We start from the raw sequence: 12645 nt of genomic DNA, 5'->3' as shown, positions 1-12645 counted from the left end.
CAAGATTGCGCGGCCGTCGGCTCGTTTGAGGCATTGCCAAGCACAGCGAAAGTGCTAGAACTAAGGGCGTCCGACGCACGCCATGCATCGCCCGGCGTTGGGTTGGTCGCTCCAGGGCACCGGCAGCCGCCAGTGCAGCAAGTCGTTCGTACCAGCCATTCGTCAGGAGCCTGTCATGATCGCTTTGTTCCAGGGTTTGGGCCTGCTATTGCAGGACAACGCACTCCATCGGCGCTCTTTCGACGAGCAGGTCGCCTACTGGCGCGACAAGACCGACCAGCAGCTCGACGAGGAACTCACCCTGCTCGGCGTCGCCAAGAAACAATGGGTGATCGCCTCGATCATAGGCTGGCAAACGATTTCGCTGGTGTTGCTGGGCGTAATCACGCACCAGCTTTGGCAAAACGACTACCACCTGACCTTCAGCCGCGTGGTGATCATCTTTACCTCGTGGGCGTCGATCCTGTTCATCATGTGGTACATCGCCGATCTGTTCGATCACAGCGCCGGTTTCGAGCGCTGGTTGCGGGCATTCAACAGCCGCGCACGGGTGACACCGGACGCCGATTCGGTCGAGTGCGTCGCCGATGCGCTGGAGATGACGCGTCGCTATCCGGAAGTGCTGCGCTACAAGCAGGAAGTGACCTCCAGGCGCGAGCTGCGCCACGAGGACATCGTCAACATGCGTGAGATGGGCAGACTGCGGCGCTACACCGAACTGCTGCGCGACCTCGACCGCTTCGATGGGGCGCCGCGCCTGGTGGTCAATTCCTGATCCAGTTGCAAGAACGCCAGCACAGGCAAACAAAAACGGCCGGCGCGCATGCACCGGCCGTTTTTTGTCAGCGATCTTGCTTGAAGGCGCTCAGGCCTGCGCAACCGCCTTCTCGACCGACGGCGTGCGCCAACCGCTGCGCACGCCCCAGATGTAGAACACCAGGCCGACCGCGGCCACCGCTGCCAGATCGGTGCCGTAGCCGAGGTAGCCCTGTCCGCCGAAATGGCTACTGCCGGCCCAGGACAGCAGCGCGACCACTGGCAGGTAGCAGATCATCCAGGCCGCGCCCTTGAGGTTGCGGCGCAGATCCGGCCAGCCCTGCTTGGCCTGGTAGTAGCAGTACACCGGCAGGGCAACGACCATCAACAGGATGATTTCGCCGGTCAGCGGCCAGCGCGCCCAATACAGCAGCTCGGTCGCCATGACGAATGCCACGCCGGCCAGCACCGGCAGCGCGGCGATGCGCAGCGGGCGATGCAGTTCCGGTGCGTGGCGGCGCAGCGCCATCGCGCTGATCGGGCCGGTGAGATAGGAAATGATGGTCGCCACCGAGATCACCGCCGCCAGCGTGCCCCAGCCGCGGAAAAAGAACAGGAACACGAACGACACCGCCAAGTTGAAGAACATCGCCATGCGCGGCACGCCCCAGACCGGGTGTAGCTTGCCCAGCACTGACGGCATGGTGCCGTTCTTTTCCATGCCGTAGACCATGCGCGCGGTGGTGGCGGTGTAGGTGATGCCGGTGCCGCTGGGGCTGACGAACGCATCGATGTACAGCAGCATCGCCAGCCAATGCAGGTTGACGATGATGGCCAGCTCGGCGAACGGCGAGCGGAAATCGATGCCGTGCCAGCCGGCCTTGGCCAGCAGATCCGGCGGCACCGCGCCGATGTAAGCCACCTGCAAAACCACGTAGACCACCGTGGCCAGCGCGATCGAGCCCAACACTGCGAACGGAATGCTGCGGCCCGGGTTACGCGCTTCGCCGGCCAGATTCACCGGGCTCTGGAAACCATTGAAGCTGAAGACGATGCCGGCGGTCGCTACTGCGGTCAGTATCGCGGCCAAGTCGAGCAGGTGTGTACCGCCGTCGACGCCGACGCTGAAGTTTTCGGTATGGAAGCCGCTGGCGATCAAGGCCACACCGGTCGCTGCCGGCACCACCAGCTTGAACACGGTAATCAAGGTGTTGGAGCGTGCGAACAGCTTGACGCTCCAGAAATTCAGGAAGAAATACACCAGCACCAGCGCCGCCGAAATCAGCAGGCCGGGCACCGACAACTCTCCTGCTCCACCGGGCGCATGCGCATACAAGCCTTGCGCCCAGGCCCACGGCCAGGAGGCCATGTATTGCACCGAGGCCTCGGCCTCGACCGGGATCACCGAGACGATCGCGATCCAGTTGGCCCAGCCGGCGATGAAGCCGACCAGCGAGCCATGCGAATAGTGGCTGTAGCGGACCATGCCGCCAGATTCGGGGAACATGGCGCCCAGTTCGGCGTAAGACAGCGCGATGGTGGTGATGATCGCTGCGCCCAGAATCCAGGCCCAGATCGCGCCCGGACCGGCCAATCCCGCCGCGCGCCAGGCACCGAACAACCAACCGGAACCAATGATCGAACCCAAGCCGGTGAGCATGAGGGCGAAGGGGCCAACGTCGCGGTGTAGCGTTTGTTCGGACATGAAGAGCCTAGCTGTGAGGACGCCGTGAACCGGCAACAAGCCTGCAATGATCGCAGAAGCGGCCGCTTGTCGTCAGTGCGTATTCAGACTTGCGTCGATTTGACATGGCTGCCGGCCCTGAGGTCGGCCCCGCGAAGCGCGATGCGACGAAAACGGAAGCGAGGTCCTGGCCATGGCAATCGGTGCTGGGGGCGATGGCGTCAAGGCGTCATGCTGGGGTCGCAATCAGTGTGCCGCGCGATTGCATCGCTGCAGAAACCGATACACGCCAGAGCTGTGCACGCAGCACCTTGCAGGACGGATTCGATGCCAGCCTGGCACGCTCCAGCTCGATCGCCATCGAGTCATCCAACTGTCGCCAAGCCTGCGCCACAGCACAGGTCGCCATCGCATCGGGATCACCGTTTCCACCGATCGCGCTAACACTCACCGGACTAGCTTAGCGACTACGCGGTACTGCCCTGAGATACGAACGACGATGACGACGGTGCAATCCAGAGAACGCTTGGTGATGTGGCTGCAGGATGCTGATGCGATGGAGCAGGAAGCTGAGACCTTGTCGACCGCGAAGGCATCGCGCGTTGCGCATTACCCCGCGTTCAAGCTGCGGCCGGAGCAACACGTGCAAAAAACGCAGCAGCAGTCCGCAAGTGTGCGGCAGTGTCCGGACCTGGTCTGTGGCAGCGTTCCGACCGTCAAAGGCATGCTCGGCAGCGTCACGGTCAGCATGCGTGCCGCCGGCGATGCATTGATGACTGATGAAGTCATGACCGATGAAGTGGCCAAGGGCGTGAGCATCAGCGACGCCTTTGAACATCTGGAGATCGCCACCCATCGCGCACTCGTCGTCGCAACGCGCGTTGCCGGCCAAACGCAGGCGGCACAGAGCTGCAAAAACATCCTGCAGCAAGAGATCGAGATGGCCGCATAACGCCTCGCGCATCAGGAGGCAATCGTGCTCGCGTTTCTCGAACGCGAACAACTGGAAGGCGTCACCGCCAAGCGGTGAATCGCATCGTTTCAACCCTCTAACCACTTGAAAGGAGCCATCCATGGCGATCAAGACTGTCGAAGAACTTTTCATCCACGAGCTGTCGGACATCTACAGCGCGGAGAAGCAGCTGACCAAGTCCCTCCCGCGCTTGGCCAGCGCAGCAACCGAGCCGAAGCTGAAACAAGCTTTTGAACTCCATCTGGAAGAAACCCAGGGCCAGATTGAACGCATCGATCAGGTCGTGGAGGCGCTGGGCATCAAGCTCAAGCGCATCAAATGCGCTGCAATGGAAGGCCTGGTCGAAGAAAGCCGCGAGGTGATCGAAGAGATCGAAGCAGGCCCGGTGCGCGATGCCGCGCTGATCGGCGGTGCGCAAAAGGTGGAGCATTACGAGATTGCCTCGTACGGCACCATCGCCGCGATGGCCAAGCAACTGGGCTACGCCGACGCGCTGCCGCTGCTGCTGGCGACGCTGGAAGAAGAAAAGGCCACCGATCAAAAGCTGACTTCGCTCGCCGAGCAAGGCGGTAACGAAAAAGCATCCAAGGCCAGCAAAGCGGCTTGAGTCATCGCGCAGGTCGGCACGGCCGCCCTGCGTTGGCCCGCATCTTTTGCGGGCATCCCCCGAAAGCCAAAGCCCCACGTTTCTGCCCGCTCCTTGAGTGGCCGCAGTCACCGGGCGTCAGCCATGGAGCACGACCCATGTTCATGCATAACAAGCGTTTGATGTACACCGTCCGCGTTGCCGAACCGAATCCGGATCTGGCCACATTGATGCTCGAACAGTTCGGCGGCCCGCAGGGCGAACTCGCCGCTGCGATGCGTTATTTCACCCAGGCATTGGGCGAAGACGATCCGGGCCGCAAGGATCTGTTGTTCGATATTGCAACCGAAGAAATCAGCCATTTGGAAGTGATCGGTTCGATCATCGCCATGCTCAACAAGGGTCCGAAAGCAGTGCTCTCCGAGGGGATGGAAGAAGCCATGGAGATGCGCACCATGACCCAGAACAGCACCAGCCACACCCAGCAGATTCTGTATGGCGGTGGTCCGGCACTGGTCAATTCCAGTGGTGTGCCGTGGACCGCAGCGTATGTCGATTCGATCGGCTGCCCCACCGCGGACATGCGCTCGAATATCGCTGCCGAAGCACGTGCCAAGCTGGTCTATGAGCGTTTGATTACCGTGACCGATGATCCGGGCATCGTCGATGCATTGCGCTTTTTGATGACGCGCGAAGTGGCACATCAAAAGTCGTTCGAAAAAGCGTTGTACTCGATCGAGCCGAACTTCCCGCCGGGCAAGCTTCCGGGCGATCCGCGCTTCACCGACAAGTACTACAACAACTCGCAGGGCGAAGGCGACATGGTCGGCCCGTGGAATGCTGGCGAGCAGTGGGAAGTGGTGACAGACCGCGAGCTGCAGGCCGCGGTCGATGGCGGCGATGGCTCGGCGACGGTAGCGCTGGATACGACCCAGACGGCCGCACTGGATGCGATGTCGATGCGTCTGCTGTCCAACCCGGAACTGGATCGCGTGACGGGCGCCGACCTGGGCGCAGGCCCAGGTGCCGGCTCCACCACCGGCGACATTCAGCGCTAAACCGGATGGGTGCCGCCCATTACCGGCCCGGATCGTTCGCGACCCGGGTTTCTTTTTTGGCACGCCACAGGAGTTGCCATGCACGATACCTCCGAACTCGATACGCACGACGCACGTCAATCGGCCTATCGTGTGCACGCGCTAGCGATGGGTTGAATCACTCGTGTTGTTGTCCTGTCGCCGAGATCAGAAACCGGTAACTGAAGCGAAGAAGGGCCCCGATGGGCCCCTTCCTTATGCTGCCTGGCATGATCGGTCACACCCGCGCGACCTGCGCCGAGCGCTCTTCGCTTGCCCATTCCGGCCGCACACCGGCAACAGGAGTGCAACGCTCCAACCGCCATGGGGTGAGATGGCGCATGGCCTCGTTGCCACTAGCGTGCAGCCACTGCCCTACATCGCCGTCGATACACAGAGGCCGATGCGTCGGCATGCTTACCGATGAGGCGACCAGCAACGAAAATCCCATCTGCAAGCGGCCGCCGATATCCATCACGTTGCGCAGGCCAGCCGCGTACACGGCACCGCCATTCTGGCTCAGCCAAGTGGCTGCGGTGGTACCGTCTGCCGACGCCGTACAGGCGAATCCGCATAGCGGAATCGCGCAGCGCTGCGTTTCCCAAATGGCCAGATCAACGCCACCCAACCAACCGGGTTCTTGCATATGGATCGAACGCTGCTGGCCCGGCGCGCGCCGTCCGAAGGTGGCACGCTCCTCGCGTTTGCCGCCACGGTCGGCGACCAGAATGTCGGCATCGGCACCCACACCGACCTCAACCCACGCGTTGCTCGCCGCGCGGGCAGACAACTGAAGAATGCGCGTAATCATGACTACTCCACTGTGTGCATCTCGACGACATCAGTGGTTAAGCACAATGCGAGCCAAGTTTTTGACTCTCGCAGATGTGGACGCTGCAAGCGTTTTACCCGGCCTCAGTTGCTGCGCGCGCAATGCGAAGGTCGAATATGCCGCAAGATCTGCACCGTCGCGCAGGATTTTCCATACGGTACGCGTTTGCATGTACGTGCTGTCGCCCATACATGCAGCAGAGGTTGCTGTGGTGCACTAACGAATGCGCGACATGCGCGTTGTGAGCGCGCTAACGTAAGAGTGGCCAACAAAACCACTGCGCTCACCGCAAGGCGGGCGCGGCCGGTGCTCCGAATCGGCATGATGCACCACACGTAAGCCGCGGTTCCTCCGGGCTGTGCGCACCCACCCGGCGACCGCTCGCGACGTTTTGTCATCCACTCTAACGCCGCATGTTGCAAACAGCAGTGGCTGCAGCGAACCCCACCATCAAGCGATGCGTCATGCATCGAATCGAATATGCAACTCAATGCATCGGCGTGCACGCCTCCGTGCGCACGATCAATTCCACCCAGTGCAGACGCGCTTGCACGCGTCTGGGGTCATGCAATCCAACTCAACCTTGCAGCGAGTTAAGGGGCAACTGGATCTCGCATTCCAGCCGCGTGTCGCTGAGCTCGTAGCGTGTTTGCGCATCGTGGCTGTACGGCAAGGCTTTTTCGATCAGGCGACGGCCGAACCCGCCGGCGTTGTCGCGATCGTTACGCAGTTTTTGATTTACCCCTTCCTCGATCCACAGCAGCACCAAGCGCACTGGCACTGGCGTGTCGCCGCTGGACTCGACATTCCAACGAATCGACAAGGTGCCGGTGTCCACCGCAAGCGCGCCGTGCTTGAGTGCGTTGGTCGCCAACTCGTGCAATGCCAGCGCCAGTGTCTGCACGGCGGATTTGCGCAACGCCACGTCCGGGCCTTCGACCATGATGCGCTGCTGATCGGGCGTGGCACCGAGCGCATCCAGTTCCATGCGCAGCAACGCGCCGATGGTGGTCGGGATATTGTCCGATTGCGACAACAACCCTTGCACGCGCGACAGCGCAGACAACCTGTCTTCGAACTTGCCGGCGAACTCCGGCATGTTCTGGCTGGTCTGCACAGTTTGCTTGGCGACCGATTGCACCACGGTGATCAGATTGCGGGTGCGGTGCTGCAACTCGCTCACCAGCACGCGTTGTTCTTCCTGCAGGCGACGCAGGTTGTCCGATTCGGTCGAGGTTCCCAGCCATTCCAATACCTGGCCGCGCTCGTCGCGCACCGGTGCGCCGCGCGTATGAAACCAGCGGTAGCCATGCTCGGCCGCGTTGAACAGGCGGTGCTCTACATCCAGCTCGCCGTTCGACGTACTCTCCTGCCACGCCTTCATGGTCAGCTCGCGCTCGTCCGGATGCACCGCCTGCAACCAGCCCAGCTCCAGGCTCTCGGCATCGCTCCAGCCGGTGTAGCTGGACCATTGCGGGCTGGACCAGGTCCAGCGACCGCCATCGAGCGAACGCCACACCAGCTGCGGAATGCCTTCCATCAGGGTACGTAGGCGTTGCTCACTGCTACGTAGCGCCTGCTCGGCGCGCGTGAGCGGGGTGACGTCCATGAAGGTCAGCACCGCGCCACCAATGAAATTGTCCACCGTGCGATAAGGCAGCATACGCACCATGTAACGCGCGTGGGTGCCGGGATTTTCGACCTCGCGATCGAGCACCGCCAGGGTGCGGATCACTCGGCGGACATCGTCCTGTAGCTCGTCATAGTCGACATGCATCTTGATGTCGCTGATCGGTCGGCGGATGTCGCTTTCCACCAGCGGCAGGATGTCGGTGACGGCAGGGGTAAAGTTGGTGACACGCAGCTCGTTGTCCAGGAACACCGTGGCGATCTGGGTGCTTTCCAGCAGGTTCTTCAGATCGCTGTTGGCATGCGCCAACTCCTGCACGCGATGAGCCAGTTCGCCGTTGACGGTGGTGACTTCCTCGTTGACCGACTGCAACTCTTCCTTGGAGGTTTCCAGCTCCTCATTGGCGCTTTGCAGCTCTTCATTAAGCGACTGGTATTCCTCGTTGGAGGACTTGAGTTCCTCGTTGGTGCTTTCCAGCTCTTCGATCATCGACTGCAGCCGCTCACGGGTGATGCGCAGTTCGTTTTCCAGCACCTGCACATGTTCGTTGTCGGGGATGCTTTCGCGCGGCACGGGCAGCTCCACCGGTTCGCGCGCTTCCACTTCCTGGAACAGCACTACATAGCCACGCGGAGCCTCCGAATCGGAGGTTGGCTCCACGAATAGATCCACCGCCCAGCTCGATGCGTCTTCGTGCACCTGGATGCCCTTGACATGCACCGGCGACTTGTCCACCTCGGCGCGACTGAGCGCGCTACGCAGATCCAGGCGCAGATCGCGATGGATCAGATTGAGCAGATTGAGAGTTGGCGCGCCGCTACCGGGACGAATGAAACGCCCGGCTTGCGAGGAAAAGTGCAGCACATCGAAATGTTCGTCCAGCACCGCATAGGCCGGCGCGTAGCGGTCGGCAATGCGCTCGCCGGCGCGCACCAACGCATTGCTGGAGGTGCGCTGCCGCTGCCGCTGCGGCGGCGCCGGCACGCACCCGGCAGGCGCAAGCGGCAAGCTGGGGAACGTGGCATGCACGCGGCTGTCGGCATCGATCCGCTGGAACACGCGGAAGCTGCGCTCCACCGGAGAGAACAACTGCGCATGCCGTGAGACATTTTCGGCATTGCCCAGAAACAAATAGCCGCCCGGCTTGAGCGCGAAATGAAAGATCGGGATCACCCGGTTCTGCAGTTCGGCATCCAGGTAGATCAGCAGATTGCGGCACGACACCAGATCCAGCCGCGAGAACGGCGGGTCCTTGACGATGCTGTGCTGGGAGAACACGCACAACTCACGCAACTCCTTGCTCACCACATAGGTGTCGCCCTCCTTGACGAACCAGCGTCGCAAGCGTTTCGGTGAAACTTCACCCACAATGCTGGACGCGTAGCGCCCCACCCGCGCAGTGGCCAACGCGCGCCCATCGATGTCGCTGGCAAAGATCTGGATGCGTGGCGCGGCATCTACCGTGTCGGCATGCTCGCGCAACAGCATCGCCAACGAATACGCTTCTTCACCGGTGGAACAGCCCAATACCCACACGCGCAGACTGTCGCCCACGTGCTTGCCCTGAAACAACCGCGGAATCACCTGCTGCTCAAGAAACTCGAACTCGCGGCGGTCGCGGAAGAACTGGGTCACGCCAATCAGCAGATCGTTGAACAGTTGCAACGGCTCGTCGAAGCGATTGCGCAGCACTTCCAGATACTGCTCCAGCGTTTCCACCTGCACCACCTGCATGCGCCGCTGTACGCGGCGCAAAAACGTGGCTCGCTTGTAACCGTGGAAATCGTGGCCGGTGGTATTGCGCAAGATGCCGGCGACCTGGCTGAGCTTGTCGTTTTCGCTGCCGTTGCGCACACCCACCGGCGCGGGATGCCCGAAGCCGTGATGACGCTGCATATGCGCAGCAATGCGCGCGGCTACGCGTGGCAGCGGCAGGATATCGTCGGTGATCGCGGCCGGGTTGCTAGCGCTGCGCAGATCCAGCCCTTGCAACAAGGCATCGTCCACCACCAGCGCCAGGCCACCGCACTCCTTGATCGCCGCAGTGCCCAAGGTGCCGTCGCCATCGAAGCGACCCATGATCAGGCCGATCACATTGCCGTCCTGATCGTGCGCCATCGACACGAAGAAGCTGTCGATCAACCCATGATCGCTTTCGTCATCCAGTAGTGTGCGCAGACGCAGACGACCTTCTTCCAAGGTCACCAAGGTATCGCTGGGCGGCAGATAAAACCGGCCCGGCTGCAACCGATCGCCATCTTTGGGCACCACCAACAACGTGGCCTGTTTGCCGAGCAATTCACGCAGGCACTGCTCGTCCAGCAACTGGCGGTCACGTAGCAACAACATGATGGCCAGATTGGAAGCGCCTGCGACCGCGTCGAGCAATTCGGCCAAGCGGGTCGCATCCAGGCCGGCAGCGCCGACTCCAAGGATGAACAATGGCGAATGCGTGGTGGGATCAGGCGCGGTGTCGTCGTGGGAAGATTCGTCGTCGGTCATGGCAGCGATCACATCGGCAGCGCCGGACTTCAAGCGCAATCTGTGATCATCGCCCAACCCGTCTCGACTGTCACGCACCACGCGCATGCAGGTGCGCAGCGCGTTGCAGAGACCGGTCTTGGAAGCGCCTGCTTACGCACGGCATTAACCCGGGCTACGCGCACCATGCGAACGCGCGTCTGTGATTGCGCCAACGCCCTGGAGTTTCCCATGCTCGACAATTCACTCAACGGCCGCCGCATCCTCGTGGTCGAGGATGATTATTTACTGGCTGAATCTCTCAACGACTTATTGATGGAAGCCGGCGTCAGCGTGGTCGGGCCCGTCGGCAATGTGCCCGACGCCCTGTCGCTAGTCAATTCGGGCCAAGCCATCGATGGGGCGTTGCTGGACGTCAATGTGCGCGGCCAGCCGGTGTTTCCGGTGGCCGATGCCTTGATGGAGCGCGGTGTACCGTTTTCGTTTTGCTCGGGCTACGACCGCTACACCTTGCCGCAGCGCTTCGCGCATCTGTCGTATTGCATGAAGCCGTACAACCCGCGCACGATCACGACGCTGCTGAGCAACCAGTCCAAGCCAGCCGAGCATCACTGATCGCTGCCATCCGCGTGTGGTGTCTTTGTGGATGCGTCAACGGCATGCTGCAGGGCGCGTTCTTCTGCGCCGATTTGATTGAGCAGCTCGACAGCGGACTGATGCGCGCTGCGTAGCGTTTCCAGCGGCTTGGAGGATTCGTTGCGTATGGCGTACAGCGCAAAGCCCATCACGTTGAGACGGTTGCGCAACTTGTGCAGCAGGTCGCGCCGCTGCCCCTGTGATGCATCGGGCACTAGGTGTCCTTGTCGCTGAGCCGGTTGTGCAGCGTACGCACGCTGATCCCCAGCTCACGCGCCGCAGCCTTCTTGTTGAAGCGCGTGCGTGCCAGTGTGGCTTCGATCATGGCGTCTTCGGCCTGACGCATGGTCCAGCCAGCCGGAATCAACAACCCGTCCTGATCGGCCTGCGGCACGGTCTGCTCGATCTCCGGCGCGCTCAATAGATCCCCATCCGAACGCAGATACAGATAGCGAATGAACGAGCGCAGTTCGCGCACGTTGCCCGGCCAGGTGTGATACGCCAGATAGCGGAGCAACGATTTGGTTGGCAGCTTGCGCTCGCCATACTGCACGTTGAGCTCGTCGATCACGCGCAGGCCCAGCAGACGCGCGTCGCCGCGCCGTTCGCGCAGCGGCGGCACCTGGATTGGGTATTCGTTGAGGCGATAGAACAGATCCTCGCGCAGCACAGCGTGCTCGCGCTGCACATGCTGATGCGTGGCAGCCACAACGCGGGCCTCCAACGGGATTTCCTCGTTACCGCCAACACGCATGAAGCTGCGCGATTCGATCGCCCGCAGCAGGTACACCTGCAGGCGCTTGGGCATTTCGCCGATTTCGTCCAGGAACAACGTGCCATCGGCGGCTTGTTCCAGGAACCCGGCATGCCGACGATCGGCACCGGTGAAGCTGCCGCGCTCGTGACCGAACAACTGGCTGGCCAGCAGTTCTTCCGGAATCGCGCCGCAGTTGACCGGCACGAAGCGACCGCGACGGCCGGACACACGGTGGATGGCCCGCGCGACCAGATCCTTACCGGTACCGGTTTCGCCGGTCACCAGCACATTCAGATCGGTCGGCGCCACGCGCACGATGTCCTTGCGCAGCAGCACAACGCTGTCGCTATTGCCGACGATGCCCAGGTTGCCCCGCTGCGCTTCACGCAGCCCGCCGAGCACCCGCTCCAGACGTTCCGGCTCGAAAGGCTTGGTGAGAAACTCGCTGACGCCGAATTGCTGCGCGCGGCCCTGGGTTTCGTAGGCGTAATCGCCCGACACCACCACAATCTGTGGCGTGTGATCCGGGTCGAGCCGTTCGATGAGATCGAAACCGCTGCCATCGGGCAGACCAACATCCACGACCAGCAAGTCGGGGAAGTTGCTGTCCAGCCAATGGCTGGCTTCGCCGAGGGTGTGGATGCCCTTGGCACGGAAGCCGCTATCGGTGGCTAACTCAACCACCTGATCGCAGAACTCCACGTCGTCGTCGATGATGGCGCAGGAAAGAGGGTCCATGAGCGCTTCTGTCCGCAATGACTAGATATGTTCAATTGAGAATTGTGACAGCGGCGCGAACCCGCGTCTGCGCATCACATCGAGATTGCATGCTGCTGTCACGACATATGCGCCGTGCGGCGCTCTCCCCCAAATCGAGCTCGCCGCAGTGAATGTGAGCGAAGTACGCACGGCAGCGCTGGATTATGCCAGTGCCAAGCGTCATGGCCGGGGTCGGTCGCCGCGTCGAAAGTGCCGAAACGCCAAGGAGTGCAAGGTTTGCAACGGCTGCCACGCCAGTCCGAACGCGGACGCCATCTTGATCGATGCGTGGATCAGCTCGCTTGCGCTGTTGCATCGCAACGCAGAATGTCAGCCGGCGCTGACGTGAGCGACACCAGTCGCGGCGTCGGACCAATCCGCTCGACGACATGCGCCGAGTTCGCTGGATGACCAACAGCCTACGCGCCGACTGTGGAGATGGCGTGCAGGGCGCGCTCACGATCTTCATTTTCTG

At 61.9% G+C, this 12645-nt stretch carries 9 protein-coding genes, 1 other RNA gene and 1 pseudogene; 6 read left to right on the top strand and 5 right to left on the bottom strand.

Translation table 11 applies throughout. The annotated features are described in order from the left end of the window. Positions 1-82 precede the first annotated feature (82 nt). A complete protein-coding gene (locus PD885_RS02425; RefSeq protein ID WP_002803094.1) occupies positions 83-775 on the top strand; it encodes a hypothetical protein in 693 nt (230 codons plus the stop codon). 90 nt (positions 776-865) lie between these two features. Here PD885_RS02425 and PD885_RS02420 read toward each other — a convergent pair whose 3' ends face one another. Beyond that, positions 866-2461 (bottom strand): APC family permease, encoded by a 1596-nt coding sequence (locus tag PD885_RS02420; RefSeq protein WP_002803093.1) that lies wholly within the window; start codon positions 2459-2461, stop codon positions 866-868. A gap of 478 nt (positions 2462-2939) precedes the next feature. Between PD885_RS02420 and PD885_RS02410 the strand changes: the two are divergent. The 3 genes and pseudogenes from PD885_RS02410 (at position 2940) to PD885_RS02400 (ending at position 5057) form a co-directional block, all read left to right on the top strand. Continuing rightward, positions 2940-3470: pseudogene (locus tag PD885_RS02410) on the top strand (DUF892 family protein). A 43-nt stretch (positions 3471-3513) separates the two neighbouring features. Further along, complete coding sequence (locus PD885_RS02405) at positions 3514-4020, top strand: YciE/YciF ferroxidase family protein (RefSeq protein WP_002803088.1); 507 nt, start codon at positions 3514-3516, stop codon at positions 4018-4020. Positions 4021-4157: 137 nt separating this feature from the next. Further along, positions 4158-5057 carry a manganese catalase family protein gene (locus tag PD885_RS02400; RefSeq protein ID WP_002803085.1) on the top strand — a complete coding sequence of 300 codons (900 nt, stop codon included), beginning with the start codon at positions 4158-4160 and terminating at the stop codon, positions 5055-5057. Positions 5058-5313: 256 nt separating this feature from the next. On the opposite strand, the gene PD885_RS02395 is transcribed toward PD885_RS02400, so the two are convergent. Then, positions 5314-5886 carry a hypothetical protein gene (locus PD885_RS02395; RefSeq protein WP_002803083.1) on the bottom strand — a complete coding sequence of 191 codons (573 nt, stop codon included), beginning with the start codon at positions 5884-5886 and terminating at the stop codon, positions 5314-5316. Positions 5887-6231: 345 nt separating this feature from the next. Here PD885_RS02395 and PD885_RS02385 point away from each other — a divergent pair. Next, a non-coding RNA gene (locus PD885_RS02385) (sX9 sRNA) lies at positions 6232-6307 on the top strand. Between the two features lie 177 nt (positions 6308-6484). On the opposite strand, the gene PD885_RS02380 is transcribed toward PD885_RS02385, so the two are convergent. Continuing rightward, positions 6485-10039: a CheR family methyltransferase gene (locus PD885_RS02380; protein WP_088057093.1), complete on the bottom strand. Its 3555-nt coding sequence runs from the start codon at positions 10037-10039 to the stop codon at positions 6485-6487. Between the two features lie 210 nt (positions 10040-10249). Between PD885_RS02380 and PD885_RS02375 the strand changes: the two genes are divergently transcribed. After that, the gene (locus tag PD885_RS02375; RefSeq protein ID WP_002803079.1) at positions 10250-10633 is read left to right on the top strand and encodes a response regulator; all 384 of its coding nucleotides are present in this window, start codon (positions 10250-10252) and stop codon (positions 10631-10633) included. On the opposite strand, the gene PD885_RS02370 is transcribed toward PD885_RS02375, so the two are convergent. Together PD885_RS02370 and PD885_RS02365 are read right to left on the bottom strand one after the other, a co-directional pair. Next, the gene (locus PD885_RS02370) at positions 10627-10869 is read right to left on the bottom strand and encodes a hypothetical protein (RefSeq protein ID WP_172404506.1); all 243 of its coding nucleotides are present in this window, start codon (positions 10867-10869) and stop codon (positions 10627-10629) included. The genes PD885_RS02375 and PD885_RS02370 overlap by 7 nt on opposite strands. Next, positions 10869-12149, bottom strand: a complete 1281-nt coding sequence (locus PD885_RS02365; protein WP_002803074.1) for a sigma-54-dependent transcriptional regulator — start codon at positions 12147-12149, stop codon at positions 10869-10871. Before PD885_RS02365 ends, PD885_RS02370 begins: the two co-directional genes overlap by 1 nt. Between the last annotated feature and the right edge of the window lie 496 nt (positions 12150-12645).

The organism is Xanthomonas fragariae (assembly GCF_900183975.1).
Classification (GTDB): Bacteria; Pseudomonadota; Gammaproteobacteria; order Xanthomonadales; family Xanthomonadaceae; genus Xanthomonas; species Xanthomonas fragariae.
This window is presented reverse-complemented; position numbering and strand designations above follow the sequence as displayed.